General features: G+C 64.5%; 26 protein-coding genes. 13 read left to right on the forward strand and 13 right to left on the reverse strand.

Annotation, left to right across the window (positions count from 1 at the left end; translation table 11 throughout):
• Positions 1-25: 25 nt before the first annotated feature.
• Positions 26-748, reverse strand: a complete 723-nt coding sequence (locus KQI11_RS12105) for a transglycosylase domain-containing protein (RefSeq protein ID WP_216402300.1) — start codon at positions 746-748, stop codon at positions 26-28.
• 157 nt (positions 749-905) lie between these two features.
• Here KQI11_RS12105 and KQI11_RS12110 point away from each other — a divergent pair, with 157 nt between their 5' ends.
• Positions 906-1,199 (forward strand): Dabb family protein, encoded by a 294-nt coding sequence (locus tag KQI11_RS12110; RefSeq protein ID WP_185916761.1) that lies wholly within the window; start codon positions 906-908, stop codon positions 1,197-1,199.
• Between the two features lie 58 nt (positions 1,200-1,257).
• Here KQI11_RS12110 and KQI11_RS12115 read toward each other — a convergent pair whose 3' ends face one another.
• The gene (locus tag KQI11_RS12115) at positions 1,258-2,541 is read right to left on the reverse strand and encodes a galactokinase (protein ID WP_216402301.1); all 1,284 of its coding nucleotides are present in this window, start codon (positions 2,539-2,541) and stop codon (positions 1,258-1,260) included.
• A 151-nt stretch (positions 2,542-2,692) separates the two neighbouring features.
• Between KQI11_RS12115 and mscL the strand changes: the two genes are divergently transcribed.
• A complete protein-coding gene (mscL, locus tag KQI11_RS12120) occupies positions 2,693-3,112 on the forward strand; it encodes a large conductance mechanosensitive channel protein MscL (RefSeq protein ID WP_216402302.1) in 420 nt (139 codons plus the stop codon).
• A 58-nt stretch (positions 3,113-3,170) separates the two neighbouring features.
• Here mscL and KQI11_RS12125 read toward each other — a convergent pair whose 3' ends face one another.
• From KQI11_RS12125 to KQI11_RS12150, 6 genes are all read right to left on the reverse strand, one after another.
• Positions 3,171-3,869, reverse strand: a complete 699-nt coding sequence (locus KQI11_RS12125) for a response regulator (protein WP_021661234.1) — start codon at positions 3,867-3,869, stop codon at positions 3,171-3,173.
• Positions 3,859-6,555, reverse strand: a complete 2,697-nt coding sequence (locus tag KQI11_RS12130) for an ATP-binding protein (RefSeq protein WP_216402303.1) — start codon at positions 6,553-6,555, stop codon at positions 3,859-3,861. The genes KQI11_RS12125 and KQI11_RS12130 overlap by 11 nt, the downstream gene beginning before the upstream one ends.
• Positions 6,556-6,996: 441 nt before the next feature.
• A complete protein-coding gene (kdpC, locus tag KQI11_RS12135) occupies positions 6,997-7,599 on the reverse strand; it encodes a potassium-transporting ATPase subunit KdpC (RefSeq protein WP_216402304.1) in 603 nt (200 codons plus the stop codon).
• A 43-nt stretch (positions 7,600-7,642) separates the two neighbouring features.
• The gene (gene kdpB, locus KQI11_RS12140; RefSeq protein WP_216402305.1) at positions 7,643-9,712 is read right to left on the reverse strand and encodes a potassium-transporting ATPase subunit KdpB; all 2,070 of its coding nucleotides are present in this window, start codon (positions 9,710-9,712) and stop codon (positions 7,643-7,645) included.
• Between the two features lie 14 nt (positions 9,713-9,726).
• Positions 9,727-11,544 (reverse strand): potassium-transporting ATPase subunit KdpA, encoded by a 1,818-nt coding sequence (gene kdpA, locus KQI11_RS12145; protein ID WP_353653981.1) that lies wholly within the window; start codon positions 11,542-11,544, stop codon positions 9,727-9,729.
• A gap of 195 nt (positions 11,545-11,739) precedes the next feature.
• Entirely contained in the window at positions 11,740-11,928 is a 189-nt protein-coding gene (locus tag KQI11_RS12150) for a hypothetical protein (protein WP_216402307.1), read from the reverse strand.
• 225 nt (positions 11,929-12,153) lie between these two features.
• On the opposite strand from KQI11_RS12150, the gene KQI11_RS12155 reads away from it, so the two are divergent.
• Entirely contained in the window at positions 12,154-13,041 is an 888-nt protein-coding gene (locus tag KQI11_RS12155) for a sigma-E processing peptidase SpoIIGA (protein ID WP_216402308.1), read from the forward strand.
• Positions 12,998-13,690 carry an RNA polymerase sporulation sigma factor SigE gene (gene sigE, locus KQI11_RS12160; protein ID WP_021661242.1) on the forward strand — a complete coding sequence of 231 codons (693 nt, stop codon included), beginning with the start codon at positions 12,998-13,000 and terminating at the stop codon, positions 13,688-13,690. The genes KQI11_RS12155 and sigE overlap by 44 nt, the downstream gene beginning before the upstream one ends.
• A gap of 98 nt (positions 13,691-13,788) precedes the next feature.
• Here the strand turns inward: sigE and KQI11_RS12165 are convergent, their stop codons facing one another.
• Positions 13,789-14,229: a YaiI/YqxD family protein gene (locus KQI11_RS12165; RefSeq protein ID WP_185916753.1), complete on the reverse strand. Its 441-nt coding sequence runs from the start codon at positions 14,227-14,229 to the stop codon at positions 13,789-13,791.
• Positions 14,230-14,403: 174 nt separating this feature from the next.
• Here KQI11_RS12165 and trxA point away from each other — a divergent pair, with 174 nt between their 5' ends.
• Positions 14,404-14,715, forward strand: coding sequence for a thioredoxin (gene trxA, locus KQI11_RS12170; RefSeq protein WP_185916775.1), 312 nt, complete (start codon positions 14,404-14,406; stop codon positions 14,713-14,715).
• A 66-nt stretch (positions 14,716-14,781) separates the two neighbouring features.
• Here the strand turns inward: trxA and KQI11_RS12175 are convergent, their stop codons facing one another.
• Together KQI11_RS12175 and KQI11_RS12180 are read right to left on the reverse strand one after the other, a co-directional pair.
• Positions 14,782-15,351 carry an HDIG domain-containing metalloprotein gene (locus KQI11_RS12175; protein WP_216402309.1) on the reverse strand — a complete coding sequence of 190 codons (570 nt, stop codon included), beginning with the start codon at positions 15,349-15,351 and terminating at the stop codon, positions 14,782-14,784.
• Positions 15,352-15,404: 53 nt separating this feature from the next.
• Positions 15,405-16,031, reverse strand: coding sequence for a lactate utilization protein (locus tag KQI11_RS12180; protein WP_185916751.1), 627 nt, complete (start codon positions 16,029-16,031; stop codon positions 15,405-15,407).
• 201 nt (positions 16,032-16,232) lie between these two features.
• Here KQI11_RS12180 and KQI11_RS12185 point away from each other — a divergent pair, with 201 nt between their 5' ends.
• The 3 genes from KQI11_RS12185 (at position 16,233) to KQI11_RS12195 (ending at position 20,464) form a co-directional block, all read left to right on the forward strand.
• Positions 16,233-18,140 (forward strand): ABC-F family ATP-binding cassette domain-containing protein, encoded by a 1,908-nt coding sequence (locus KQI11_RS12185; protein ID WP_216402310.1) that lies wholly within the window; start codon positions 16,233-16,235, stop codon positions 18,138-18,140.
• Positions 18,113-18,673: a hypothetical protein gene (locus KQI11_RS12190; protein ID WP_216402311.1), complete on the forward strand. Its 561-nt coding sequence runs from the start codon at positions 18,113-18,115 to the stop codon at positions 18,671-18,673. The genes KQI11_RS12185 and KQI11_RS12190 overlap by 28 nt, the downstream gene beginning before the upstream one ends.
• A 510-nt stretch (positions 18,674-19,183) precedes the next feature.
• Positions 19,184-20,464: an alkaline ceramidase gene (locus KQI11_RS12195; RefSeq protein WP_216402312.1), complete on the forward strand. Its 1,281-nt coding sequence runs from the start codon at positions 19,184-19,186 to the stop codon at positions 20,462-20,464.
• Positions 20,465-20,608: 144 nt separating this feature from the next.
• On the opposite strand, the gene KQI11_RS12200 is transcribed toward KQI11_RS12195, so the two are convergent.
• Complete coding sequence (locus KQI11_RS12200) at positions 20,609-21,049, reverse strand: FMN-binding protein (protein ID WP_185916747.1); 441 nt, start codon at positions 21,047-21,049, stop codon at positions 20,609-20,611.
• Between the two features lie 312 nt (positions 21,050-21,361).
• Between KQI11_RS12200 and KQI11_RS12205 the strand changes: the two genes are divergently transcribed.
• The 4 genes from KQI11_RS12205 to KQI11_RS12220 all read left to right on the forward strand — a co-directional run bounded on the left by KQI11_RS12205 (position 21,362) and on the right by KQI11_RS12220 (position 24,980).
• The gene (locus tag KQI11_RS12205) at positions 21,362-22,417 is read left to right on the forward strand and encodes an FAD:protein FMN transferase (RefSeq protein ID WP_216402313.1); all 1,056 of its coding nucleotides are present in this window, start codon (positions 21,362-21,364) and stop codon (positions 22,415-22,417) included.
• A 24-nt stretch (positions 22,418-22,441) separates the two neighbouring features.
• Positions 22,442-22,987 (forward strand): Gx transporter family protein, encoded by a 546-nt coding sequence (locus tag KQI11_RS12210; protein WP_185916745.1) that lies wholly within the window; start codon positions 22,442-22,444, stop codon positions 22,985-22,987.
• A gap of 255 nt (positions 22,988-23,242) precedes the next feature.
• A complete protein-coding gene (locus KQI11_RS12215; RefSeq protein WP_216402314.1) occupies positions 23,243-24,340 on the forward strand; it encodes a BMP family ABC transporter substrate-binding protein in 1,098 nt (365 codons plus the stop codon).
• A gap of 169 nt (positions 24,341-24,509) precedes the next feature.
• Positions 24,510-24,980 (forward strand): transporter, encoded by a 471-nt coding sequence (locus KQI11_RS12220; protein WP_286172772.1) that lies wholly within the window; start codon positions 24,510-24,512, stop codon positions 24,978-24,980.
• On the opposite strand, the gene KQI11_RS12225 is transcribed toward KQI11_RS12220, so the two are convergent.
• Positions 24,904-25,098: a YlcI/YnfO family protein gene (locus tag KQI11_RS12225; protein ID WP_216402315.1), complete on the reverse strand. Its 195-nt coding sequence runs from the start codon at positions 25,096-25,098 to the stop codon at positions 24,904-24,906. The two genes, KQI11_RS12220 and KQI11_RS12225, sit on opposite strands and share 77 nt — an antisense overlap.
• Positions 25,099-25,331: 233 nt before the next feature.
• Here KQI11_RS12225 and KQI11_RS12230 point away from each other — a divergent pair, with 233 nt between their 5' ends.
• Positions 25,332-26,945 (forward strand): peptidoglycan D,D-transpeptidase FtsI family protein, encoded by a 1,614-nt coding sequence (locus tag KQI11_RS12230; RefSeq protein WP_216402316.1) that lies wholly within the window; start codon positions 25,332-25,334, stop codon positions 26,943-26,945.
• Positions 26,946-26,960 lie beyond the last annotated feature (15 nt).

The following is a 26,960-nucleotide window of genomic DNA, read 5'->3' on the forward strand; positions in this document are numbered from 1 at the left end:
CGGCCTCTTTTATCGCAAAATCCGCCTATCGCAGTTCGTCGGGGATGGGGCAGCCCTGGGCGACGATCTCGTCGCGCTCCCCCTCGGTGAGGTAGCCGTAAGCCACCATAGCGCCCAGCACGGCCCGCCAGCGACCCTCCATCTGCTCGGGGTTGTCGGCAAAGTAGCTGGGGGCCTGGGGCAGGGCGGCCAGAAACGCCGCCTGGGCCACTGTCAAATCGCTGGGGTCGGTGTGGTAGTAGGCGCTGGCCGCGGCGATGCCGGTGCGCCCGTTGCCGAAATAGCTGGTGTTGCAGTAGAGCTCCAAAATCTCCTCCTTGGAGAGTTCGTGCTCCAACTTGAAGGCGAAGAAGACCTCGGTCACCTTGCGGGAAAGGCTCTGTTCCTGGGAGAGGTAGATGTTTTTGCAGACCTGCTGGGTGATGGTGCTGGCGCCCCCCACGATCCGCCCGTTCCAGAGGCTCTTCCAGAGCACCCGGCCGATGGAGATGATGTCGATCCCCCCGTGGGAGTAAAAGCGGTGGTCCTCGATGGCGACGATGGCCTTTTGAAAGTTTTCCGAGATCTCGCCGATGGGGACATACCCCTCTTCCCGGCGGAGGGCGGCCACCTTTTCGGCTACCGGCTCCGCCTCCACCCGTTTGCGGTAGTCGCCAAAGCAGGCAACGGAGAAGGCGGTCCCGGCGATGATGGCCAGGCCGAGCACAATGATTATAGCGTTTCGCAGATAGCGCAAAAACCGCTTCATCCGGCATTCCTCCCCTCTGGGGCAGCTCTGTTTGCAGGGCCGCCTGTTTTTGTTGATTTCATTATAGGGCAAAACGGTTGCCTTTTCCATGGTCCTTTATTACAATAAGCTTACAGCTTTGCCACATATCCCGTGAAGTTTGAAAGGTGGTTTTACCGTGGTCACACACATTGTCTTTTGGAATTTGAAAGAGGCACCAGAGGCCGAGCGGGCCGCCAGCGCCCGCAAGATGAAGGAACTGCTGGAGGGACTGGTGGGTCAGGTGCCCGGCCTGCTCTCGGCGGGGGTGCACCAGAACTTCACCCCCGGCGGGTACGACCTCTGCCTGGTCTCCCAACTCACCGACCGGGCAGCTCTGGAGGGGTACCAGGTCCACCCGGCTCACCTGGAGGTCAAAAAGTTTGTCCACAGCGTGGTCTGCCAGCGCGCGGCGGTGGACTACGAGGAGTGATCGCCAGACAGGAGAGAAGGCGGGCGCCCGTTGCGGGGCGCCCGCCTTTTTTGCGCGGTCATCGGGGGAGGGCGAGCTCCACCGCCCCCACAGGGCGGATGGTGAGGGATCGGCAGCAGCCGGGGCCCAGCGCCCCCTCCATGGCGCTGCAGAAGGGGGCGGCCAGCTCGTCGGGGAGCAGGACCAGGGCGGTCCCGCCAAAGCCGCCCCCGTGGACCCGGTAGGCCCCCTGCCCGGCCAGCAGCCGGTCGCAGAGGGCCAGGGCCGCTGTCAGGGGCTGGCTGCGGGGCCGAGCGGGGGAGTAGAGGTTTTGCAGGTAGAGGGCTGAGGAGCGCCCCGAGCGGCGCACCAACTGCAAAAAGGTGCAAAAATCCCCCTGGGCAAGGGCCTGGGCCTCCTGCGCGGCCCGCCGGTCCTCCCTAAAAAAGTGGGCGGCCCGCAGGACCGGCCGCTCCCCCAGCGCCTGCGTCAGGGCGGCCCAGTTGGCGTAGAGGGCCTCTTCCTCCACCTGGCACAGCCGCTCCCGGCCAAACCAGGTGGCCACCTCCCCCATCTCCCGGGGGATGGCGGCGTAGTCCTCGGTCAAGTCGGCGTGGCTGCTGCCGGTCGCCACCAGGCAGAGCTGGTGGCCGCTGTCCTCCCAGCGACAGGAGAGGGGGGTGACGGCGGGGCGGAGGGGGTCGGCGAAATCCAGCTGGGCGATCCCCCCCACCGCGCTGGCCACCTGGTCCATCATCCCGCAGGGCTTGCCGAAGTAGCCGCTCTCGGCCCGCTGGCCGATCGCCGCCAGTTCCAGCGGGGTGCGCCCGCCCTCAAACAGTCCGTTCAGGGCGGCGGCCACCGCCACCTCAAAGGCGGCAGAGGAGGAGAGCCCGCTTCCCGGCGACACGTCGGAGAGGGCGTAGAGCCGCGCCCCGCCCAGGGCGCAGCCTGCTGCCTGCAGCCCGGCGGCGACCCCCCGCAGCAGGGCGGCGGTGGTCCCCCTCTCCGACGGGCGGGGGGCAAGGTCGGAAAGCGCCACCCGGCAGGGGGCAAACCCCTCGGACACCAGTTCGATTGTCTCCCCCTCGGCGGGGACGGCGATCACCAGGGTGTCCAGGTCGACGGCGGCGCAGAGCACCCGCCCGCCCTGGTGGTCGGTGTGGTTGCCCCCCAGCTCAGTGCGCCCCGGGGCCGAGAAGAGGCGCACCGGCCCCTGTTCCCGCCACTGGGCGGCAAAGCCCGCCAGCCCCCGTGCCAGCCGCCCCCGCTGCCGCGACGCGTGCCCGGGGGACAGCCGCTCCAACTGTTCATCCAGCGCCCTGCACGCCAGGGCCTCTTTCCACTGCGCGATGGTTGCCATCTGTCCGCCTCCTCTTTTCTGCGCTGTTTTTTTCAGTTTACGGCAGTTTGCCCAGTTTGGCAAGGGGGATGGGGTCGGGCGCCGGCCCCCTTTTCTTCCGCCCGATTTTCTGCTATACTAATTGGCAAAACCAGTCGAAAGGAAGCGGATCATGAAAACTTTTATGCGGGAATTCAAGGCCTTTGCCCTGCGCGGCAACGTGGTCGACATGGCGGTGGGCATCCTCATCGGCGGCGCCTTCTCGGGCATTGTCACCGCCCTGACGGCCAACTTCATCAACCCCATTTTGAACGTGGTCACCGGCAGCGCCACCTACGGCCTGGCGGACATTGCCGGCTTTGCCTCGGCCTTTCTCTCGGCGGTCCTCAACTTCCTCTTGATCGCCCTGGTGCTCTTTTGCATCCTCAAGGCCGTCAACAAGGTCGCCTCGCTGGGGAAGCGGGAGCAGGCGCCCGAAGCGCCCCGGGAAAAGACCTGTCCCTACTGCAGGGAGAAGATCGCTGTTGAGGCCACCCGCTGCCCCCACTGCACCTCAGTCTTGGAGGAGCAGCCGCAGGAGGCGGTCCTCTAAAAGAAAAAAGCCCCTGCTCGCCCTTCGAGCAGGGGCTTTTTGCCGCCAAAAGGGCGGTCTACACCCGCAGCATCCGATAGCCCACCCCCACGTGGGTCTGAATGTACTGGGGGGCGGAGGGGTCCTTTTCGATCTTCTTGCGCAGGGTGGCCATGAACACCCGCAGCGAGGCCACGTCGTTTTCCCAGGCGCTGCCCCACACCTCCCTCGTGATGTAGGAGTGGGTCAGCACCTTGCCCACGTTTTTGGCCAGCAGGCAGAGCAGCTTGTACTCGATGGGGGTCAGGTGGATCTCCTCGCCCCCCAGGTAGACACAGCCGGCGGCGTAGTCGATCTTGAGCTCGCCGTTTTCAAAGACGGCCCCGTCCTGGCTGCCGCCGCTGCCCCCGTGCAGCCGGCGAAAGGTGACCCGCAGCCGGGCCAGCAGCTCCTCCACCGAAAAGGGCTTGGTCAGGTAGTCGTCCGCCCCGGCATCCAGCGCCTCGATCTTGTCGGTGTCCTCGCTGCGGGCGCTGATGACGATGATGGGGGTGTTCGACCAGCTGCGGATCTTTTGGATCACCTGAACGCCGTCGGTGTCCGGCAGCCCCAGGTCCAGAAGGATCACGTCGGGGTTGTGGGAGGCGGCCTCCAGGATGGCGGCCTCCCCGGTGGGGGCGGCGTGGTGTTTGTAGTCGTGGGCCTCCAGGGTGGTGGAGATCAGGTTGCGGACGGCGGGGTCGTCCTCCACCACCAAAATCAGCGGTTTATTGTTCATGCAGCGTTACCTCCTCAATGGGCAGTGTAAAGGAAAATACGGTTCCGTGGGGGGTGTTGTCGGCCACGGCGATCTCGCCGCCGTGGGCAGTGACGATGGACTTGCAGAGAGCCAGCCCCAACCCCATGCTCCGGCGGCTGTCGGCCACCCCCGAGTTGACGGTGTAGAACATGTCGAAGATGCGCGCTTTGGCGCTGTCGGGGATGCCGTCGCCGTCGTCGGCCACCGAAATCATCGCCCACTGCCCTTGGCGGGCGGCCGAGACGGCGATGGTCGAGCCGACGGGGGTGTACTTGATGGCGTTGTCCACCAGGTTGATGAGGACCTGTACAATGAGGCGGGCATCCATCTTTGCCAGCAGGAACTCGTCGGGGAAGTGGGTCTGGATGTGGTGCTCGGCGCTCTTGCGGCTCACGTGGCGCAGCGCTTCGCCCACCACCTCCTCCACCAGTTCGGCCGTCGGGTTCAGGCGCATGGTGCCGTCCTCGATCTTGGTCACCGAGAGCAGGTTTTCCACCAGGTTGATCAGCCAGAGGGAGTCCTCGTAGATGTCGCTGTAGAGCTGCCGGCGCTGGCCCTCGTCCAGGTTTTTCTCGCTCTCCAGCAGCACGCCGGCGCTGCCGGAGATGGAGGTGAGGGGGGTGCGCAGGTCGTGGGAGATGGAGCGCAGCAGGTTGGCCCGCAGCTGTTCGTTCTTGGCCAGCACGGCCGCCGCCTCCCGCTCCCGCATGGCGTTCTCGCTCTCCAGCGCCAGGGCGCACTCCCCCAGGATGGAGAGCATGATGCTGTTTTCATAGGCGTCCAGGGGCTCGCCGTCCAGGGCGATGCCCGCCACCCCGTAGACCACCTCGTTGACCCGCACCGCCAGGTAGAGGCATTTGGCGCTGCCCAGGGTGCCGGTGCTGGCCCCGGCGCGCTTGTTGTTTTGAAAGACCCAGGCGGCCACCGCCCGCTCGTTTTCGGCGGTGAGTTCGGCCCGGGGCGCCCCGCCCTGGGCGGGGAAGGGGAGGGGTTCGCCCATCCTGCCGTCCCGGGCGGGGTAGAAGACCACGTCCCGCCGCAACAGCTTTACCAGCTGCCCGGCCACCGTGCCGATGATCGCCTCCCGGCTGTCGCAGCGCTGCAGCAGCTGGTTTGTCTCCAGCAGGGTCTTGGTGCGATAGGCAGTCTCCACCGAGCGGCGGGCCTGCTGTTTGAGCCGCCCGGCCAGGGTGCTGGTGAGAAAGGCGGCGATGAACATGATGGCGAAGGTGGCGGGATAGCCCCTGTCGTAGGCCGCCAGGGTGTAGCGCGGCACGGTGAAAAAGTAGTTGAAGGTGAGCACGCTCACCGCCGACGCGACCAGGCTGTACACCCGCTTTTTGGTGATGACCGCCGTCAGCAGCACCCCGAGGATGTAGACGGTGATGATGTTGGCCTCGGTAAAGCCCAGCCGCTCGAAGAGAAAGCCCACCGCCGTGGCCCCGGCCAGCAGGGCCGCACTCTTGAGCAGGTCGGGCCCCACCTTGCCGGCGCGGCGCTGGCGCACCCGCTTGGCGCGGTAGTACCCGGCGCTGTCGTCGGGGATGATGTGGATGTCCAGGTTGGGGGCGGCGGCGATCAGCCGGTCGGTGAGGTTGGATCCCCGCCAGGGGTACTTGCGGCGGGTGCTGCTGCGACCGATGACGATCTTTGACACCCCCGACACCCGGGCGAACTCGGCGATCTGAAAGGGGACGTCCTCGCCGTAGACGGTCTCCACCGAGGCCCCCAGCTGCCCCGCCAGGTGGATGTTCTCCCGCAGTTGGGCCCGATCCTGCACGCCGAGGCTGGGGAAGTCGGGCGTCTCGACGAAGAGGGCAGTCAAACTGCCCTTGAAGGCCCCCGCCATCCGGGCGGCGGTGCGGATGCACTTGGCGTTGGAGGGGGAGGGGGAGAGGCAGACGAGGATGTGCTCGTCGGTGCAGTAGCCGCCCTCCTCGGCCAGCCGCACCCGCTCGGCCAGCCGGTTGATGCGGTCGGCACAGCGGCGCAGGGCGATCTCCCGCAGGGCCGTCAGATTTTTCTCGTCAAAAAAGTTGACCAGCGCCCGCTGGGCCTGCTCCTCCCGGTAGATCTTTCCCGCCTGCAGCCGCTCCATCAGCTCCTGCGGCTCGATGTCTACCAGCTCCACTTGGTCGGCGCCGTCGAACACCCGGTCGGGGATGCGCTCGCGCACCGTCACCCCGGTGATGGCCGCCACTGTGTCGTAGAGGCTCTCGATGTGCTGCACATTGACGGTGGTGTAGACGTCGATGCCCGCCCCCAGCAGTTCGTCCACGTCCTGATAGCGCTTTTGGTGGCGGCAGCCGTCGGCGTTGGTGTGGGCCAGTTCGTCCACCAGCATCAGCTGGGGGCGGCGGGCGATGGCCGCGTCCAAATCGAATTCCCGCAGGGCGATGCCCCGGTGCTCCACCGCCAGGGGGGGCAGTTGTTCCAGCCCCTTTAAAAGGGCGGCGGTGGCGGGGCGGGCGTGGGGCTCCACATATCCGGCCACCACATCGACCCCCCGCCGCCGGGCCGCCTGGGCGGCTTTGAGCATGGCGTAGGTCTTGCCCACCCCGGCGGCGTAGCCGAAGAAGATTTTCAGCCGCCCCCGCTGTTTGGCCCGCTCCTCCCGCCGGATTTGGCGGAGAAAATCCTCCGGGTCCCTTCTCGTCTCTTCCAAGCGACACCCCTCCTTTTTTCCTTACGCCATTTTAACACGAAATCCCCTAAGCGCAGCATAAGGACTGCGTTTAGGGGATTAAAATTTCATTAAGACGGCCCGCCCTCTCGGCGGGGGGAAGATATGCCCGCTTTCCCTGAAGCGCGGACTGCCGCCCTGCTCGAGGCGGTGCACTTTGACGACCTGGCGCAGGCGGCAGCGCGGCCTCGGCCCTTTCCCGATTTTTTTCCGCACCGTTCGGGGCGGATGCCCTCAAACGGGAAGGGGGGATGTTGGCAGCCAACGGGTCCGCCCATCTCCCCGCGTGAAGCGCACTGTTCTGGGAGAGCGGCCCATGCTCTGGTTTGCGGCCTGTCGTCTGCACCCCCGCGCAGGGGAGATTTGCCGGTCCTCTGCTCCCCGCCCTGGGGATTTTGGGCCCGCCCCCCTCGGCGGCAGGGGTCAGAGGATGCCGTCCAGGCGCAGGTTGACCTCCAGCACATTGACCCGCTCCTCGCCGAAGAGGCCCAAAAACCGGCCGTCGGTGCAGTCTTTGATGATGTCGCGCACCTCGTCCTCGCTCCTGCCGGTGGCGCGGGCCAACCGGGGCACCTGGTACTCGGCTGCGGCGGGGGAGATATGGGGGTCAAGGCCGCTGCCCGAACAGGTCACCAGGTCCACCGGGATGGGGGCGTCGCTCCGCTCGGGGTCGGCCGCCCGCAGTTTTTCCACCCGCTGGGCCACCAGTTGCTCGTACTCCTCGCTGGCGGGGCTCAGGTTGGAGGGGACGGCGTAGAGCAGCGCCTTCCCGTCCTCGTCGCGGTAGGTGCTCACGTCCAGCTTCATGATGCGGCCCCACATGTGGCCCTCGTCGGTGTACTGCTGCCCCAGCAGCTCGCTGCCGTAGCGCTTGCCGTCCACCTCGATGATGCTGCCGTTTGCCTGGTGGGGAAAGAAAATTTGGGCGATGCCGGTGACGGCCAGGGTGTAGAGCACCCCGCAGACCACCGTGAACACCAGCAGGAGCATGGCTGCCCGGGGCAGGATGGACTTGATTTTTTTCACAGAAATTCCCTCCGTTTGCAGTGATTTGAAAGGGCCCGGCCGCCTATGCCAGCCCCAAGAAGACCAGCAGCAGGTCGATGAGTTTGATGAAGACAAAGGGGGCGACGATGCCGCCGAGGCCGTAGACGAGCAGGTTTTGGGAGAGCAGCTTGCCGGCCGACACCTCCCGGTACTTGACCCCCTTCAGGGCCAGGGGGATCAGGGCGATGATGATGAGGGCGTTGTAGATGATGGCCGAGAGGATCGCGCTCTGGGGCGAGTGCAGCCCCATAATGTTCAGCGCCGCCAGCCCTGGGTAGAGCCCGGTGAAAAGCGCCGGGATGATGGCGAAGTACTTGGCCACGTCGTTGGCGATGGAGAAGGTGGTCAGGCTGCCCCGGGTCATCAGCAGCTGTTTGCCGATGCGCACGATGTCGATGAGCTTGGTGGGGGAGGAGTCCAGATCCACCATGTTGCCGGCCTCTTTGGCCGCCTGGGTGCCGCTGTTCATGGCCACGGCCACATCGGCCTGGGCCAGGGCGGGGGCGTCGTTGGTGCCGTCGCCGGTCATGGCCACCAGGTGGCCGCCGGCCTGAAAGTCGCGGATCATCTTCAGTTTCCCCTCGGGGGTGGCCTCGGCCAAAAAGTCGTCCACCCCGGCTTCAGCGGCGATGGCCGCCGCCGTGAGGGGGTTGTCGCCGGTGATCATGATGGTCTTGATCCCCATCTTGCGCAGGTCGGCAAACCGCTCTTTGACCCCTTTTTTGATGATGTCCTTGAGGTGGATGACCCCGAGGACCCGGTGGTCTTTGGCCACCACCAGAGGGGTGCCCCCCTGCTCGGAAATCTGGCGCACCACCTGTTCGCAGGCCTCGCTGTACCGGCCGCCGCCGGCGAGGACATAGGCCTTGACCGCCTCGGCGGCGCCCTTGCGGATCTCGCTGCCGCCGAAGTCGACGCCGCTCATCCGGGTCTTGGCGGTGAAGGGGATAAAGGTCATCCCCTTGTCAGAGAGGCTGCGCCCCCGCAGGCCAAAGCGCTCTTTGGCGAGCACCACCACGCTGCGCCCCTCGGGGGTCTCGTCGGCCAGGGAGGACAGCTGCGCTGCGTCGGCCAGCTCCTCTGGGGCGGTGCCGTCCACCGGGATGAAGGCGTGCGCCTGCCGGTTGCCCAGGGTGATGGTGCCGGTTTTGTCCAACATCAGGATGTCCACGTCCCCGGCGGCCTCGATGGCCCGACCGCTCATGGCCAGGACGTTTGCCTGGTTGAGCCGGCTCATCCCGGCAATGCCGATGGCCGAGAGGAGCGCGCCGATGGTGGTGGGCGCCAGGCAGACCAGCAGGGCCACCAGGGTGGTGACCGAGGTGGGGTTTTCGATCCCCGCCTGGTTGGCCGAGAAGAGGGAGTAGGTGTAGAGGGAGAGGGTCACCAGGATGAAGATGATGGAGAGGGCCACCAGAAAGATTTGCAGGGCGATCTCGTTGGGGGTCTTTTTCCGGGCCGCCCCTTCCACCATGGCGATCATCTTGTCCAAAAAGCTCTGGCCGGGGTCGCTGGTGACCTGCACCACCATCCAGTCCGAGAGGACGGTGGTGCCCCCGGTGACGGCGCTCCGGTCGCCACCCGCCTCGCGGATGACCGGGGCCGACTCGCCGGTGATGGCGCTCTCGTCCACCGAGGCGGCCCCCTCGATGACCTCGCCGTCGGCGGGGATGGTCTCGCCCGCCCGCACCAGCACGATGTCCCCCTTCTTCAGCTGGGACGAGGGGCACTCGCACCCCTCATCCTTGCGCTCGGCAGAGGGGATCTTGCGGGCGCTCACCTCTCTCTTCGAGGCGCGCAGGGCGTCGGCCTGGGCCTTGCCCCGGCCCTCGGCAATGGCCTCGGCAAAGTTTGCAAACAAGACGGTGAACCAGAGGATGACGGCGATGGCCAGGGTGTAGCCCGACGGGGCGTCGCCGACGCCGAAGAGGGAGAACCCCCAGAGGGCGGTGGTCAGGATGGCGGAGATGTAAACCAGCAGCATGACGGGGTTTTGGGCCTGCGTCCGGGGCGCCAGCTTCACAAATGAGTCCTTGACCGCCCGCAGGACCATCGCCCGGTCCATGAGGGCGCTCTTTTTTGTTTTTGTCACAGGAAAGGCCTCCTTTACGCGATGCTGCCGAAGAACTCGGCAATGGGCCCCAGGGCCAGGGCGGGGAAGAAGCTCAGGGCGCCCACCAGCAGCACCACGAAGATGAGCAAAAAGACAAACATCCCATTGGTGGTGGAGAGGGTGCCCGCCGTCACCGCCAGCCTCTTCTTCTTGGCGAGGCTGCCGGCGATGGCCAGGGTGCCGACGACCGGCACGAACCGGGCAAAGAGCATGACCAGCCCCAGGGAGAGGTTCAAAAAGACGGTGTTGGCGTTGAGCCCCGCAAAGGCGGAGCCGTTGTTCCCCCCTGCGGAGGAGAAGGCGTACAGCACCTCGGAAAAGCCATGTGCCCCGGTGTTGCCAAGGCTCTCCACCACCTGGGGGAGGGCAGCGGCGATGCCGCTGCCGATCAGGATGGCCACCGGGGTGGCCAGGCAGACCACCACCGCCCACTTCATCTCATAGGGCTCGATCTTCTTGCCCAGAAATTCGGGGGTGCGCCCCACCATCAGCCCGGCGATAAAGACGGCGAGGATGGCAAAGGCCAGCATTCCGTAAAGGCCGCAGCCGGTGCCGCCGAAGACGACCTCGCCCAGCTGCATCAGGAGCATGGGGATCATCCCCCCCAGGGGGGTGAAGCTGTCGTGCATGGCGTTGACCGAGCCGTTGGAGGCGGCGGTGGTAAAGACCGCCCAGGTGGAGGAGGTGGCGATGCCGAAGCGGGTCTCCTTGCCCTCCATGTTGCCGCCGGCCTGCTGTACGGCCGACAGGTCTACCGCCCCGCTCTGGGCCAGTTGGGGGGTGGCCATCTGCTCGTTGACGGCCACCACCGCCAGGGCGGTGACCAGGCAGAGGAACATGGCCAGGAAGATGGCGACGCCCTGCTTTTTGTTCTTCACACACCGGCCGAAGGTGAAGCAGAGGGCCGCCGGGATCAGCAGCAGCGAGATCATCTCCAGCAGGTTGGTAAAGGGGCTGGGGTTTTCCAGCGGGTGGGCCGAGTTGACCCCCATAAAGCCGCCGCCGTTGGTGCCCGACTGTTTGATGGCCACCTGGCTGGCGGCCGGCCCCATGGGCACAAACTGTTCGGTCACGATCTGGGCCCCCTCGACCGTCCGGCCGCCAAGGGTCACGGTGCCGGCTTCCAGGTCGATGTCGGCCCCCTCCAAGATCTCCCCCTCAGCGCTCACCGCCACCGGTTCCAGCAGGGAGACGGTCTGGGCGGGCTTCCAGCTCTGGATCACCCCGCCGGCCACCAGGCAGACGGCCAGCACCAGGTTCAGGGGCAGCAGGATGTGGACGGTGATGCGGGTCATGTCCACCCAGAAGCTGCCCAACCCCTCTCTCTTCACCTGGATCAGCCCGCGGATGAGGGCGAACAGGACGGCGATGCCCACCGCCGCCGAGAGGAAGTTTTGCACCGTCAGCCCCAGGGCCTGGGTCAGGTAGCTCAGGGTGCTCTCGCCGGTGTAGGACTGCCAGTTGGTGTTGGTCACGAAACTGACGGCGGTGTTAAAGGACAGGTGCCAGCCCACCCCCGGCAGGTTTTGGGGATTTCCGGGCAGCGCGCCCTGCAGCAGTTGCAGCAGAAAGAGGACAACCAGGCTGACCCCGGAAAAGAGGAGCACGCTGGCGGCGTACCGCTTCCACCCCATCTGCTCGCCGGGGTCGACCCGCATCACCCTGTAGACCGCCCGCTCGCAGGGCGTCAGGAGGCGGGACAAAAAGGTCTTTTCCCCCTTCATCACCTTGGCGATGTAGCTGCCCAGGGGGATGGCCAGGGCGACGAGCACCGCCAGGTAGAGGATGTATTGTACAATGGTTCCCATCACTGTTTGTCACCTCTCATCAAAATTGCGACGTAGTAAATCAAAAGGACGACCGCGATCCCTCCGATCGCGGCAACGAGTATTTCCATTTCTCGATCCCCTCCTCTCCTTGTCAAAGTTTAGCGCGGAGTCCCTAAAAAGAGTGTTAGGGGCTCCGCGCGGGAAATTAAGAAAGGATTAAGACGGCTGCAGTTCCTGTCACAGACAGCCGAACAGCCAGGCGACGGGGAAGGCGATCGCCGCCGCCAGCAGAAAGACCGCCGCCAACAGCCCCAAGGGCATGGCCAGCCAGAGCAGCCCGTAGCTCAAATAGGGGTGCTGTGCCATCCAGCGGCCCAGCCGCCGGTCCAGAGAAGACTGTCTGCAAAGGGAAATCACACGGCTCATCACGGTTTCCTCCTCCTTCTGCTCTCATCATAGAGGGGCGGGCGTAAAAAGGGGGCAAGCAAACGGGGCGCGAAGATGAAATTTTTGTTAAGAGGGGCGCGCCCTCGTCCCGCCGGCCGCCCTCCCCGGGGCAGGGAGGAGGGGAGGCCGACTTGTCCCCGGGGGCAGGATTCGCCAAATCCCGCTCCCCGCTCGGGCTATCATCAGAGACAGGGGGGAATCGCCGTGACCGTTTACCTGGACGTCCTGGTGGCCATCAACGTCTTTATCAACTACCTGCTCTTGCTGGGCACCGCCTGCCTGGGGGGGATCCCCGCCGGGCGGCTGCGGATCTTGGCGGCCAGCGCCCTTTCAGGGGCCCTCTCCGCCTGCATCCTGCTGCCGGGGTTTGACAACCTCTTTTTTAAGATCGCCCTCTGCGTCCTGACGGTGGCGGTGGCCTTTCCCAACCGGTCCCTGGCCGGTTTTGGGAAGAACGCCCTCCTGTTTTTGCTGGTGAACTTTGTCTTTGCCGGGGCCATCATGGGGTTGGAGCTGGCCTTTTCCCCCAAGCGGATGGCCTATTTTAACGGGGTCTTGTACCTGGACCTGCCCATCGGCACCTTTGTCCTCTTCGCGGGCCTCTCCTACCTGCTGGTGGAGGGGGTCAGCTGGCTCTCGGGGCGGTTTTCCAGGGTCCAGTACCGGGTGCGGGTCCAAAAGGGGGGGAGGGAGACGGTCTGCACCGGTTTTGTGGACACCGGCAACACCCTTGCCGACCCCTATACCGGGGACCCGGTGGTCCTGCTCTCCCTCTCGGCGGTGGCCCCCCTTCTCACCGCCCACCAGCAGCTGTTCGTGCTCAGCTCGCAGACCAAAGACCCCGCCGGCCTCCGCCTCATCCCCTACGGCACCGCCAGCGGCAAGGCGCTGCTCCCGGCCTTTACCCCCGACCGGATCTTGGTGGAGGACGCCCGCGGCCGGGTGCTCTGCAACACCGGCCGGGTCTGTGTGGGGGTGGTGGCCGAGCGCTTTGGCAAGGGGGAAAACGACTGTATCCTGCAAGGAGAGATCATAGGGAGGACCGACAATGGATTGGCTGCGAAGACTGTGGAAAAAATGGTTCGGCGGTAGACACGTCTACTACATCAACGGGCCGGAGGTACTGCCCCCGCCTCTGGAAAAGAGCCGCGAGGCGGAGGTGTTTGACCAGCTGGAGCGGGGGGAGGAGAGCGCCAAGGAGACCCTCATTGTCCACAACCTGCGGCTGGTGGTCTACATCGCCAAGAAATTTGAGTCCACCGGGGTGGGGGTGGAGGACCTGATCTCCATCGGCACCATCGGTCTCATCAAGGCGGTGAACACCTTTCAGCCCCAAAAGAAGATTAAGCTGGCCACCTACGCCTCCCGCTGCATCGAAAACGAGATCCTCATGTACCTGCGCAAGGCCTCCAACAAGCACCAGGACCTGAGCATCGACGAGCCGCTGAATGTGGATTGGGACGGCAACGAGCTGCTCCTCTCCGACATCCTCGGCACCGAGCCCGACAGCGTGGGCAAGGGCATCGAAAAGGACGCCGAGCGCACCCTCTTGCAGCAGGCGGTGGCCCGCCTGGCCCCCCGGGAGCGGATCATCATGGAGATGCGCTTTGGCCTGGGGGGGCAAAAGGAGCACACCCAAAAGGAGGTGGCCGAGCTCATCGGCATCTCCCAGTCCTACATCTCCCGGCTGGAAAAGCGGATCATCAAGCGGCTGCGCAAGGATCTGGAGGCCGCCATCTGACCCGCCTGCACATACATAAAACAGCACCCCAACAGAAAGCGCGGGGGCGCACCCAGTCTGGGTGCGCCCCCGCGCTTCCTCTTTTTCTCTGCCCGCCATCAGGGGCGGGCGTCCAGCAGCCCCTCCAGCGCCCGGCAGAAGTCTTCATCCTGCTGGGCGGTGCGCTTTTTGGGGCCCTTGGTGCGGCCGCCCGCCCGGCGGATCTTTCTCCCCAGGTGGCGGCTCATCAGCAGCCCGTCTAAGTTTTCGTCGGTGTAGACCAGCCCGTTTTGGTTGAGCGCCCGCGCCCGTTTGGCCAGGGCCATGGCGGCCACCCCGTAGTCCTGGGTGACGGCGATGTCCCCCGGCGCCAGGTCGCCCACCAGGGCGTAGTCGGCGGCGTCGGCCCCCTGGGAGACCACCTTCACCTCGCACCCCTCGCCCGGCGCAAACTGGTGGGCGGTGTCGCAGTAGAGGGTGACGGCCACCCCCCGCTCCCGGCAGAGGGCGAGGGCCAGCCGGGTCACCGGACAGGCGTCTGCATCGATGCGCACGCGCATGGAAATCCGCTCCTTTTCGTATATGTTGATGAGAGACAATGGGGACCGGCGGCGGGGGAGAGGCGGGTCTTTTCCGCATAACCGGTCGAAGTAGGGAAAGGATAGGGTTGACAAATGAACAAAACTATACTAAACTGGTATAAAAAGAAGAAAACCAAGGAGGTCAAACGAACCATGACGCTGGAACACCTGAATGAAAGCAATTTTGAAACCGCCGTCAAGGGCAGCGGCAAGCCGGTGCTGGTGGACTTTTTCGCCACCTGGTGCGGCCCCTGCAAGATGCTGGGCCCGGTGCTCGAAGAGCTGGCCGGCGAGATGGAGGGGCAGGCCGACTTTTACAAGCTGGACATCGACGAGGCGCCCGACATCGCCAACCGCTTTGGGGTGATGAGCGTCCCCACCCTGATCCTCTTTCAGGACGGGCAGGAGATCAAGCGCACCCTGGGCTTTCAGCCCAAGAGCAAGCTCAAGGCCCTGTTTGACTAGTTTGTCCCGGTGAGCAAAAAAGGAACGGAGAGATCCGTTCCTTTTTTGTGGCTGCAGAGGGGGCGGTCACTCCGCCATCCCCAGGCCGACCTGGTCGGCCACTTCCTTCATCCCCTCCAGGGCCTCGGCCATCACCCAGTCCAGCTCTTTCCCCAGCAGTTCACAGCCGCCGCGGATCACGTCCCGGTTGCAGCCGGCGGCAAATTTTTTGTCCTTGAACTTCTTTTTCAGGCTCTTGAGCTCCATGTCCATCACGCTCTTGCTGGGGCGCACCAGGGCCGCGGCGTTGATGATACCGGTGAGCTCGTCCACCGTGTAGAGGGTCTTCTCCATCTCGCTCTCGGGCTCGACGTCGCAGCAGAGGCCGTACCCGTGGGAGCAGACCGAGTGGATGACGCTGTCGTCCACCCCTTCGGCTTTCAGCAGCTCCACCGCCTTCTTGCAGTGCTCCTCGGGGTACTGGTCGTAGTCCACGTCGTGCAGCAGCCCCACGACCCCCCACAGCTCCTCGTCCGCCCCCGCGAGGCGGGCGAAATGGCGCATGGTCCCCTCCACACAGAGGGCGTGTTTGACCAAATCGGGGGAGTGGGTGTACTTGGTGAGGATGTCGTATGCCTGTTGGCGGTTTGGGATCATGAAAATCGCTCCTTCTTTCTATCGTCTCTGTCTTTATTTGCCGTCTCAAACGATCAGTAGCCCAGCTGCCCCGGCAGGAAGAAGAGGTGGATGCGCTGGGGGTCCCGCTGGTAGGACTGCACCGAGAAATCGCAGCAGATGCGCCCCTCGCTGCGGCAGCGCCGCTCGCCGCAGTGGCCGGTGGCCGCACAGGGGGTGGCCAGCCCCAGGCGAACGCAGTTTTTCGGCGCGGCCACCGCCTTGACCCGCTCCACCGCCGCCTTCAAGTCGGGGACGATCTTGTTCTCCCCGGCGATGACGAGCACCTTTTTGGGTCCAAAGGCCATGGCCGCCACCCGGTTGCCGTTGCCGTCCACGTTGAAGAGCTCGCCCTGTTCGGTGACGGCGTTGGTCGAGGTGATGTACCAGTCGGCAAAGAAGGCGCGGCGCATCATCTCCCCGGCCTCCTCGGGGGTGATGCCGGGGCGGGCCCGGTCGAGAAAGCGGTAGTCCCCGCAGGCCAGCAGCCGGGCCACCCCCGTCTCGGCGGCGGTCATGGTGCCGCCCATGGCCACCGTGTCGCCGGGCCGCAGGTAGTCTCGGCGCAGAAGGGCCACCAGGTCCTCCGGGCCCTCCACGAATTGGGCTTGGATGTTGTTTTTTTGCAGTGCGGCGATGGCCCTCGCCAGCTGTTCGGTCATGGCGGCCCCTCCTTTTTGGATGGGGGGCGGCAGGCGCAAAATCGCGGCCGCTCTTTGCCCCCTGATCCTCTGCTTTCCAGTATAAACACCCCCTCTTTTTTTGTAAAGCGGTTTCCCCCCTTCCCCCGCTGTCTTTTTTGCGGGAGATGTGGTATGATAGACCTGTTTTGAAAATCTCTCGACGACACAACAGGTGACACCATGGAAATCAAGTGCAACGACCTCTCCCTCTCCTTCGGTCAGTTCCCGATCTTGCAGGGGGTCAACTTTACCCTGACCGACACCTCTCGGGTGGGGATCATCGGCCAGAACGGGGCGGGCAAGTCCACCCTGCTCAAACTCATCACCGGGGAGCTGACCCCCGACGCGGGCGAGCTGTTCATCACCCGGGGCACCAGCATCGGCTTTCTCAAACAAAACAGCGGCCTCTCGGCTGAGCGCACCATCTTCGAGGAGATGCGCTCGGTCTTTTCCCGGCTGCTTTTCTGCCAGGAGCAGATGGCAAAGCTCCAGCGGCAGATGGCCGCGGTCGACCCCGCCGGCGCCGACTACGCCCGGATGGCCGCCGACTACGCCGCCCTGAACACCGAATTCGAGGCGGGCGACGGCTACACCATCGACTACCGCATCCGCACCGTCCTCTTCGGCATGGGCTTTGGGGAGGAGGACTTCCCCAAGGAGATCTACAAGATGTCCGGCGGGGAGAAGACCCGTCTGGCCCTGGCCAAACTGCTCCTCCTGGGTCCCCAGGTGCTGCTGCTGGACGAACCCACCAACCACCTGGACTTCACGACCCTCCTCTGGCTGGAAAACTACCTCAAGGGCTACAAGGGCTGCGTGGTGGTGGTCTCCCACGACCGCTATTTCCTCGACACCACCGTCACCGAGATCCTCGAAGTCTCCCGCCACCGGGTCAAGAGCTACAAGGGCAACTACAGCCGCTACAAACAGCTCAAGGAGGAGGAGCTTTACGCCGGTTCCCGCGCCTACGAAAAGCAGCAGAAGGTCATTGAAAAGTACGAGGATTACATCCAGAAAAACCTGGTGCGGGCCTCCACCTCCAAGATGGCCAAATCCCGCCGCAAGGCGCTGGAAAAGATGGAGGTCCTCGAAAAGCCCACCGAGGAGAAGGAGGTGGTCCGCTTCACCTTCCCCTTCGATCGGCCCCCCTTTGAAAATGTCTTTTCGGTCAAGGGGGTGGATGTCTGCGTGGAGGGCAAAGCCCTCATCCGCGATGTCTCCTTCACCGTCAAGCGGGGGGAGAAGGCCTGCATCGTGGGGGAGAACGGGGCGGGAAAATCCACCTTTTTAAAGCAGGTGCTGGGAATGCTGCCCACCCTTCGGGGCAGGATACAGACAGGCGGCTTTGTGAAGATCGGCTACTTCGAGCAGGAGCAAAACCCCTTTCACCCCGGCGAGACGGTGCTGGACGCCCTGCACAACAAATACCCCGGCATGACCGAGTTGGAGCTGCGCTCCCACCTGGCGGCCTTTGCCTTTACCGGGGAGGAGATCGAAAAGCGGGTGGGCGAACTCTCCGGCGGGGAGCTGGCCAAGCTGAAATTTGCCAACCTAAGTTTGCAGCGGCCCAACGTCCTGGTGCTGGACGAACCCTCCAACCACCTGGACCTCTTTGCCAAGGAGGAGCTGCAAAAGGCCCTCAAGGCGTATGAGGGGACCATCCTCATGGTCTCCCACGACCGCTATCTCCTCAACGACACCGCCGACTACATCATCGAGATGTCCCGCAGCGGGGTGGAGATCACCCCGGGCAATTTCGAGGCATACCGCGCCAAGTTGGAGGCCAGGGAGGCCGCCGGCCAGGCCCAGGAGCAGGAGAAAAAGCCCGCCCCCAAGCAGGAGGCGGGGAGCTACCGCTCCAAGGAGGAGCGGCGCCGGGCCGCCCAGCGGCGGGAGGCCCTCTCCCGGGTGGAGCGGGCCATCGAGGCCTGCGAGGTGGAGATGGCCGCCCAGCAGGCGGCCTTGGCCGACCCCGACGTGCAGAGCGACTACCAGCGGCTGGCGGACATCACCGCCGCCCTGGAGGCGCTCCAGTCCAAATTGGATGGGTTGATGGAAGAATGGGAAACGCTGGAAAGCGCGCAGTAAAGGGCCGGGTCCGCACCGCAGCCCTGCTGCTGGGGGCGGTCGCCTCCTGCGTTGTGGCCATGGAGGCCACCTATTACACCACCCGGGCGGTGGCGGGCCGGGTCGAGCGCTCGGCCCTGGGCAACCTGGTGAGCACCGCCCGCCTCTTTTTGAAGAGCGAGGTGGACCCCCGCCCCTACATTCAGGTGCTCTTTGGCAGGGGGGACACCCTGCAGCTCTTTTTTGACTACACCGACGCCCTGGGGGACTCGGCCCTGCGCGCCGAGATGCAGCCCCAGGTGGTGGCGGTGGGCTTTCTCGACATCCTCAAGGCCATCCCGGTGGAGCAGAAGATCGAGCGCATCCGCTGTGACGACGGGGCCATCACCTTCTTTTTGCCGCAGGCCGACATGGAGGAGGGGCGCGCCTACGCCGAGATCCTGGCTGGCAGCAAGGCCTTTCTTCGGGTCAAGGTCACCCCCGGCACTGGCGGGGTCTACCTGGCCTGCGAGCTGCCCTCCCTGGCGGAGGTGCCCGCCCTCGCGGGGAAATGAAGAAATACCTGAAAGCGCGCCCTCTGCGGAGAAGCAGGGGGTGCGCTTTTTTGCAATTTTAGCGCCTGCCCTCCCGATTTTGCCGGGGGTTCAAATGGCTCTCGCATAAGGCTTTCCTGAAAAGAAGGGTGCCGAAGGCGCAGAAGGAGAGGCGATTTTCGGATTGTAGACGGCGCGAAATGGCAATCCTGGCTTACCGGTTCAACGGTGACAGCGGGTGTCATGCAGTCCTACTATTTTGGTGTCCCTTGAGGAACTGCGCCTACATGGCACTCCTCTCAGGCATCTGTTTTACTGGCGGTTTTGATTGCGCTGGAAACGAGGAGAGCGCTCTGGCGGAGAGGGGAGGGGCGTGCTATACTGGGGTTGGCCGAGGTGGGGCAAGCGAAGAAGACCGGCAAAATACACCGCTGTATCCCGAAAAAAGGAGCTTTTGCGGGGCGGGTGGGGACAGCGTCCGCCGGAATGGCCCCTCGCACCGGCCACCTGTGAAAAAAGGAGAAATCAAAGATGGATACAACCAATCAAACCGCCCTGCGCATGGGCTATGCCCAGGCCGACATCACCCCGACGGGGCCGGTCATCACCATCGGCTTTGGGCGGGAGGACCAGCTCTCCCGCGGGGTGCTAAAGCCCCTCTCGGCCCAGGTCACCGTCTGGCAGCTGGGGGAGGAGCGCTGCTGTCTGGCCGCCATCGACCACATCGGCCTCGGGCTGGAGCACGCCCGGGCGCTGCGCGACGAGCTGGGGGAGGCGCTGGGCATTTCCCGGGAAAAGGTGATGCTCTGCTTTTCCCACACCCACGCTGCGCCCAACGACAGCGAGGAACCCACCTATCTGCGCCTTCTCTGCGAGCGGGTGCTGGCAGCCGCCGCCGAGGCGGCCGGGCAGATGGCCCCCGCCTGTGCGAGGTGGGGCAACGGGCACACCTCCATCGGCGTCAACCGCCGCGCGGACAGCGCCCAACTGGACGACCGGTTGGGCGTTTTAAAGGTGACGGATCCCGCCACCGGCGAGCTCCGGCTGCTGCTGTTGCGGCTGACCGCCCACGCCAACGCCCTCAAGGGGGACAACTGGCTCATCAGCCCCGACTACTTCGGCGCGGTACGGGAGCTGCTGGGCCGCCGGTACCGCTGCCCAGTGGTGGTCACCCAGGGGGCGTCGGGCAACGTGGCCCCCCGCTATTTCTGCTCGGATGAAACCCCGCCCGACGCCGTGGGGGACGCCTTCCAGCGCTCTGCCACCGCCCTGGAGGACATGGCCCAGACCGTCCTCCGGGACGCCGAGCCGGTCATCGACCGCATCCGCCCGCAGGGGGTGGAGCGGCTGGCCATGTTTGCCCGCACGGTCGAGTTGACCGCCGAGGTCCCCAGCTGCGAGCGGGCGCTGGAAATCGCCGATGAGGCGCGGCGCTTTTGCAACATGGACGGCACGGCCTGGCTGGCCGAGGTGCGCCGCCTTCTCGACGCCGGTGTCCGCCGGCAGGTGGAGGCGGTGGAGGTGCAGTACTTTTTGCTGGGGGAGGGCTGTCTCTGCGGGGTGCCCAACGAAGTGATGTGCGAGTTCGCCCTGCGCGCCGCCGCCCAGGTGGGGAGCGAATACCTCTACTTTGGCGGGTACACCAACGGCAGCGGGGGCTATTTCCCCACCGAGGAGGAGTTCGACCTGGGCGGCTATGAGGTCTACTGGTCGCTGCTCCTCTACTTTCCCTACTTCGGGCGGGTCTTCCCCCTGCGGCGGGAGTCGGCGGGCCAGCTCATCGACTTTGTGGCCGCCAACAGCCCCCTGTAAGGGGAAGGGCCCTCCGCGATTTGCCGCCCTATCCCTCTGGGGGCGGTGGGGACGACATTGGATCAGCGCAAAAAAATGGGAGATGCTACTTTTTGTAGCATCTCCCATTTGGGAAAGGTCCGTTTCGGCCTGTCAAAGCAGCCCTTAGGCAGCGGTGACGGTGACGGTGTCGGTCTTGCCCTCTTTCATGCTCTTCTCCAGCTCGACCAGCAGCACCTTGATGGAGTTGGAGGAGTTGGTGGCGCCAGCAACGGCGGCCATCTTCTCGGCGGACTGCTTCTCCACGTACTGGGTGGCGATGTCCTTGTAGAACTTCTCGGGGTAGTTGCCGTTGACCGGCTCCATGGAGGCGCGGTAATCGGCGTCCTGAGACTTCTTCTTCCCGGCGGCGTTTGTGGCGTCAGCGGTGCAGGCAGTGACCTTGCCGTCTTTGACGGTGACCTCGACATACTCGGTCCAGCCGTGCTCGTCGGCAGCGCTGTACTGGGCCTTGTAGGTGCCGTCTTTGTAGGCGGATTTGCCGCAACCAACAAAAACGGAGAGGGCGAGAATGGCGACCATAGCAATGGACAACACTTTCTTCATAATATTCTCCTTTTCTCCAGCGCAAAGAAACTTACCTGGTGCGCGCCGCCCCCGGACGCTGGCGTGAGGACGGACACAGACCGGAAAGCTGTGACAAAAGGCGCACCTCACCATTTATCATTCCCGGGCTAACTATTAATATACCCTATTATATCCAATTTGTCAATCGAGAGAAAGGGAGCAAATCCCCCCTTTTCTGTGCAGGTTCGACAACCCTTTTTGAGGGGGAGAGTTGACACCGCAGTTTTGGGCAATTACAATAGAGAAATCGGATGGCAAGTAGACAGTTTTGCCGGAAAGGGGAGGGGTTTTGTGGAAACGGTGAAAAAGCGGACAAGGCGGTGGCCGGCGGCCGTGGCGGTGGCTGCCCTGTTGCTGGCCCTCCTCCTCTTTGGCCGCTGGTACGAGGAGGGGCGGGCCTCCTCTTCCAGCACCGACTTTTTGATGAACACCTTTGTCAGCCAGACGGTGTACGGCCCCCACAGGGAAGAGGCGATCACCGCCGTGGTCGAGCGGCTGCGCCAGTTCGAGTCGGTCTATTCCCTCTATAAAGACGGCTCCCAAATCGAGGCCATCAACCAAAACGCGGGGATCGCGCCGGTGGAGGTGGACGCCGAGGTGTTCACCCTCATCGCCCGGGCCAAGGCCCTCTCCGAGGAGAGCGGCGGCGCCTTTGACATCACCGTGGCCCCCCTCTCCCTCCTCTGGGACATCACCGGCAAAAACCCGCGCGTTCCCGCCCAGGGCGAGATCGACCAGGCCCTGGCCCTGGTGGACTACCGCGACATCCTCCTGGACGAGGAGCGGGGGACGGTGATGCTCCGCCGCTCGGGGCAGAAGCTGGATCTGGGGGCCATCGCCAAGGGGTATGCCTGCGCGGTGGCCGGGCAGGTCTACCGGCAGCAGGGGGTCGAGTCGGCGGTCCTCTCCATCGGGGGGAACGTCTACACCGTCGGCCACCAGCCGGGGGGAAAGCCCTTTGACATCGGGGTGTCCGCCCCGGTCAAGGACCGGACCGAACTCCTGGGCACCCTCCACGCCGACGGGATGGTGATCTCCACCTCCGGCGCCTACGAGCGGTATTTCGAGGTGGACGGCCAGCGCTATCACCACATCTTCGACCCCGCCACCGGCTGGCCCGCCCAGTCCGACCTGCTGTCGGTGACGGTCATCTCCGAAGACGGGGCCCTGGCCGACGCCATGTCCACCGCCCTCTTTGTGGAGGGGCTCTCCGGCGTCAAGGAGAACTTGGACCGGGAGGAGTTCTCCCTCCTCGCCGTCGACGCCACCGGCGCGGTCTACCTCTCGGACAACATTAGGGACGACTTTGTCCTCACCGACGAAAACTACCACCTGGCCGACGCGTAGCGCCCGGGGGAAAGGAGCGGCACCATGCACCAGAAAACCAGGCGGATCGCCCTGTTGGGGCTTCTCTTTGCCGTCTCCTTGGTCCTCTCCTTTTTGGAGGGGCTCATCCCGCCGCTGCCGGCCATGCCCCCCGGGGTCAAACTGGGGCTGGCCAACATCGTGGTGATGTACAGCCTGCTCTGCCTCGACTTTCGCAGCGCCCTCACCCTCACCGCCCTCAAGGGGCTCTCGGCCTTTTTGATGCGGGGGGCCATCTCCGCCTGCATGAGTTTGGCGGGCAGCCTGGTCTCGGTGCTGGCGATGGAGGGGGTCGTCCTCCTCTCCCGCGCCTTCAAAAAAAGCCGCAAGGTGGACCTGCTGACCCTGGCCATGATCGGCTCCATCGGCCACAACCTGGGCCAGATCGGGATGTCGGTCCTCCTCCTCAAGACCACCGCCGCCTTTTACTACCTGCCGGTGCTGCTGGTCTCCGGGGTGGTGATGGGGGTGGTCACCGGCTCCACCCTGCGGGTGGTGATGCCCCACATCCAGCGGCTGCAGCTGCGGGGGGAGGGCAGCCGCCGACAATAGCGAATGGCCAGCGGGCCCGGCAGATGCCGGGCCCTTTTTTTGCGCGGCGATCCGCCGTGGCCCCCTTGTGGGACAACTTGTCATACACTTAGTACAAATGTACAAAGAAACGGCCTGCTCTTTTGGCAGAAGGGGGAAAATGGAGCCCCCGTGTTGACAGCTTGTTGTCTTGATGTTATGTTTTAGATACAAGTTGACCGGGCGCCGATCGCGCCTGAAAACGGTCAAAAAACAGATGGGGAGGATATGAAAACCATGAAAAAATGGATGGCGTCGCTGCTGGTACTGAGCGTTCTCGCGGGGTCGACGATGACCGGCTGCGGGGAGAAAAAAGAGGCGGGGAACGAGAGCTCCAGCCAGCAAAAGCACATCGAGAGCATCTGCTATGTCACCGCCAACCTGGGCGACAAGTCCATGTCCGACATCGCCAACGAGGGGTTGGTGAAGGCGGGCAAGGAGTTTGGCCTGACCTACAAGACCATTGAGTACGGCACCGACAAGGCGAAGATCGAGCCCAGCATCCTCGACGCCGCCGAGAACTACGACCTGGTGTTCCTCTCCGGCAGCGAGCGGTTGGAGTACGTGCAGAAGCACGCCGCCGAGTTCCCCGACGTCAAGTTTGTGGCCTTTGACGTCGACCCCAGCAAGGTGCCCGAGCACCCCAACGTCTACTGCATCACCTACGCCCAGAACGAGGGCGACTTCCTGGCGGCGGCCCTGGCCCAGAAGATGTCCAAAAACGGGGTCATCGGCTGGGTGGGCGGCCGGGAGGACACGGTCATCAACGACTTTTTGGTGGGCTATATCGAGGGCAGCAAGCACGCCAACCCCGGCGGCAAGGTCGCCATCTCCTTTGTGGGCGACTTCTCCAACGCCCCCAAGGCCAAAGAGCTGGCCCTGCTGCAAATCGAGCAGAGCGGCGCCAACATCATTCACCAGGTGGCCGGCGGCGCCGGGCTGGGCGTCTTTGAGGCCCTGAGCACCAAAGAGGGCACCTGGGGCATCGGCGTGGACGCCGACCAGCGCAACTTCTTTATCGAGAGCAAGCCCGAGATCGCCGACCTGATCCTGGTCTCCATGCAAAAGCGCAACGACGTGGCCATCTACGACCTGACCAAGATGACCATGAACGGCGAGACCGAGATGTACGGCACCAACGAGACCTGGGGCATTGCCCGGGGGGCCATCGGCCTCTCTGAAAACGACTTCTACAGGCAAAACACCCCCAAAGAGGTGCAGGACTACATCGCCCAGTGCAAAGAGGGCATCACCGGCGGCTCCGTCAAGGTGAAAAGCGCCTTCGGCCTGGAGCAGGATGTCATCAACACCATGAAAAACGAGGTCAAAGCCTAACGGCTTGCCCCCTTCCTTTTGAAAGCCCCCTCTTTTCCAAGCGGACCGGCGTCTGGCGGCCAGTGGTCAGATGCCGGTCCGCTTTTGTCCGGCTATTTGACATTTGCCCGGGCGGGGGCTACAATCGAAAAAAAGCCGGTGTGACCGGCGGGGAGAAGGGGGAATGGGGATGGGCATCTTCTATCAGTTCTGCCTCGCCGTGTCGGCCGGGATCGTGCTGGGCTTTTTGGGAGGGGCGATCAAGGCCATCTGCCGCAAGAAAGGGTATTCCCAGCAGCAGGTGACGCAGGCCCGAAAGGTGCTGGCCCGGGCGGCCCGGGTGGCCAAATACCTCACCTTTCTCGGGCTGGCGCTGGGACTCATCTGGTGCGTTTACTTTTTGGTGCTGGGGGCGGTGTCCCCCGGGCAGGCCGAGTACGCCAACAACATGTCTGAATTGATCGTCGCCGTCCTCACCGTGGTCTCCATCGTCTTTGCCTTCCTCGAATTCCTCAAGCACGCCGACAGCGGAACGGCCGCAGGCAGAAAAAAGCCGCCCTTTGTGGGGCGGCTTTTTTGGCCCGTCACGGCGGGTGCGGCGGGTCCTCCTCCGGCAGGTGGTCCAGGGCGTATTCGACGGCTTGCAGGAGGAGGGAGTTGAGGGAGACGCCGGTGCGCTTTTTGAGGGCGCAGAGCCGGTCGTAGAGGGCGGCGGGGAAGCGGGTGGTCAGGCCGATGTCGGCCCCTTTGTACCCAATTGCCCTGATTGTAAACGCCATTGCAAGACCGCTCCTTTCCTCTCGGTGTACAAGTCTACAATCGCGCAGATCGGCCCGTCGATAAAGAGCAATTTTCGCGAGTGATTTGGGCAAACACTTCAGTCCACTGGTGAAATGGTGCAAAAAATTGGTCCTCCCGTGCTTTTGTCACAGAAAAATGGAGATGTGCTTTCGGGTTTATCCTCCCGCCCCGCCGCCCATACTAAGGAAAAAACAGGGGAGGCGGTCTTTTTATGCGCCGCGTGAGGGAAAAGCGAACCAAACTGCAAAGGCGCACCCGGGTGGTGGCCCTGGTGCTGGCGGCCGTGTCGGTGCTGCTGGGGGTGCGCATCTACGCCCTCGGTCGGGACGAGGAGATCGTCTCGGCCGCCCGCAGCCAGTCCACCCGGCGGGTGGTCATCTCCCAGAACCGGGGGACCATCTTCGACTGCAATCTGCAGCGGCTCACCAACGCCGAGACCGGGTACAAGCTGGTGGTGACCAAGAACTTTGGCCAGGTCAAGTCCATCCTGCAAAAAATCGTCCCCGACGACCGGGACTACGCCCTGGAGATGGCGGCCAAAGGGAAAATCTTTTCGGTCCGCCTCACCGGGCCCCTCAACTTTTCCGGGGGCTACACTGTGCGCTACCAAAAGCCGGTGGGGGAGGGGCAGTTGGCCCCCCACATCATCGGCTACACCGATGAAAGCGGCGGCGTAGTGGGGCTGCAAAAGGCCCTCAACAGCCAGTTGGAGGAGCTGGGCGGCGAGCGCTCCCTCTCCTTTGGGGTGGATGCCACCGGCTCCCCCCTCCTCTCGGGGGAGATCACCGGCGAGTCCGACCCCGACCTCAACCGCGGCCCGGTGCTGACGCTGGACAGCCGCGTCCAATCCCTCTGCGAGGAGGTGGGGAACCGCTCCATCGAGTCGGGGGCCATCGTCGTTCTCGACAGCGCCTCGGGCGAGATCCGGGGCTGCGCCAGCTTCCCCGCCTACGACCCGGCCAACGTGGCCGCCAGCCTGAACGCCCCCCACTCCCCCCTGGTCAACAAGGCCTTTGAGGCCTACGCCGTGGGTTCGACCTTCAAGCTGGTCACCGCCTCCGCCGCCGTGGAGAGCGGCATCTCCCCCGACACCCGCTTTACCTGCAATGGCCAGGTGACGGTGGGGGACACCGTCTACCGCTGCCACAAGCTGCAGGGCCACGGCGAGCTGGACATGGCCGGGGCCATTGAAAAGTCCTGCAACTGCTATTTTGTCCAGCTCTCCCAGCAGATGGGGGACGAGTTCCTCCTCTCCCTGGCCAAGGACATGGGGTTTGGCAAAAAGACGGTCTTCTGTGACGGCCTCTCCGCTGCGGCCGGCAACCTGCCCACCGCCCAGCAGCTGCTGCAGGGGGACATGGAGAACTTCTCCTTCGGCCAGGGCAAACTGCTGGCCACCCCGGTGCAGTTGGCGGCCATGGTCAACGTCTTTGCCCAAAACGGCGTCTACCGGCAGCCCACCCTGCTGCGCGGCACCTACCAGGACGGCCAGCTGCGGGCCGAGGCGCCGGCCGCCGCCCGGCAGGTGATTTCAGAGAAAACCGCCGCCGCCGTCAAGGAGGCCATGCTCCAGGTGACCGAGGAGGGCGGCACCGGCACCCGCGCCAAGGTGGAGGGGCTCTCCATTGCCGGCAAGACCGCCACCGCCCAGACCGGCGTCTTTGTGGACGGGGAAGAGCAGCTCAACGCCTACTTCTCCGGCTTTTTCCCCGCGGAAAACCCCCGCTACACGGTGGTGGTCTTCTGCGAGAACGGCGGCGAGGGCAGCTTTGTGGCCGCCCCCATCTTCAAGGAACTGGCCGCGGGGCTGATGGCCCTGCAGTAGGGCCTGAAATTTTTT

The organism is Acetanaerobacterium sp. MSJ-12, assembly GCF_018917875.1.
GTDB classification, from domain to species: Bacteria; Bacillota; Clostridia; order Oscillospirales; family Ruminococcaceae; genus Bittarella; species Bittarella massiliensis.

What these genes read in the sequence shown, in the direction of transcription:
- KQI11_RS12215 (WP_216402314.1), top strand. Translation starts at nt 23,243, where the DNA reads ATGAAAAAATGGATGGCGTCGCTGCTGGTACTGAGCGTTCTCGCGGGG.
- KQI11_RS12165 (WP_185916753.1), bottom strand. Translation starts at nt 14,229, where the DNA reads ATGCGCGTGCGCATCGATGCAGACGCCTGTCCGGTGACCCGGCTGGCC.
- KQI11_RS12190 (WP_216402311.1), top strand. Translation starts at nt 18,113, where the DNA reads ATGGGAAACGCTGGAAAGCGCGCAGTAAAGGGCCGGGTCCGCACCGCA.
- mscL (WP_216402302.1), top strand. Translation starts at nt 2,693, where the DNA reads ATGAAAACTTTTATGCGGGAATTCAAGGCCTTTGCCCTGCGCGGCAAC.
- KQI11_RS12195 (WP_216402312.1), top strand. Translation starts at nt 19,184, where the DNA reads ATGGATACAACCAATCAAACCGCCCTGCGCATGGGCTATGCCCAGGCC.
- KQI11_RS12180 (WP_185916751.1), bottom strand. Translation starts at nt 16,031, where the DNA reads ATGACCGAACAGCTGGCGAGGGCCATCGCCGCACTGCAAAAAAACAAC.
- KQI11_RS12225 (WP_216402315.1), bottom strand. Translation starts at nt 25,098, where the DNA reads ATGGCGTTTACAATCAGGGCAATTGGGTACAAAGGGGCCGACATCGGC.
- trxA (WP_185916775.1), top strand. Translation starts at nt 14,404, where the DNA reads ATGACGCTGGAACACCTGAATGAAAGCAATTTTGAAACCGCCGTCAAG.
- KQI11_RS12150 (WP_216402307.1), bottom strand. Translation starts at nt 11,928, where the DNA reads ATGAGCCGTGTGATTTCCCTTTGCAGACAGTCTTCTCTGGACCGGCGG.
- KQI11_RS12220 (WP_286172772.1), top strand. Translation starts at nt 24,510, where the DNA reads ATGGGCATCTTCTATCAGTTCTGCCTCGCCGTGTCGGCCGGGATCGTG.
- KQI11_RS12115 (WP_216402301.1), bottom strand. Translation starts at nt 2,541, where the DNA reads ATGGCAACCATCGCGCAGTGGAAAGAGGCCCTGGCGTGCAGGGCGCTG.
- sigE (WP_021661242.1), top strand. Translation starts at nt 12,998, where the DNA reads ATGGATTGGCTGCGAAGACTGTGGAAAAAATGGTTCGGCGGTAGACAC.
- KQI11_RS12200 (WP_185916747.1), bottom strand. Translation starts at nt 21,049, where the DNA reads ATGAAGAAAGTGTTGTCCATTGCTATGGTCGCCATTCTCGCCCTCTCC.
- KQI11_RS12185 (WP_216402310.1), top strand. Translation starts at nt 16,233, where the DNA reads ATGGAAATCAAGTGCAACGACCTCTCCCTCTCCTTCGGTCAGTTCCCG.
- KQI11_RS12230 (WP_216402316.1), top strand. Translation starts at nt 25,332, where the DNA reads ATGCGCCGCGTGAGGGAAAAGCGAACCAAACTGCAAAGGCGCACCCGG.
- KQI11_RS12175 (WP_216402309.1), bottom strand. Translation starts at nt 15,351, where the DNA reads ATGATCCCAAACCGCCAACAGGCATACGACATCCTCACCAAGTACACC.
- KQI11_RS12105 (WP_216402300.1), bottom strand. Translation starts at nt 748, where the DNA reads ATGAAGCGGTTTTTGCGCTATCTGCGAAACGCTATAATCATTGTGCTC.
- KQI11_RS12210 (WP_185916745.1), top strand. Translation starts at nt 22,442, where the DNA reads ATGCACCAGAAAACCAGGCGGATCGCCCTGTTGGGGCTTCTCTTTGCC.
- KQI11_RS12125 (WP_021661234.1), bottom strand. Translation starts at nt 3,869, where the DNA reads ATGAACAATAAACCGCTGATTTTGGTGGTGGAGGACGACCCCGCCGTC.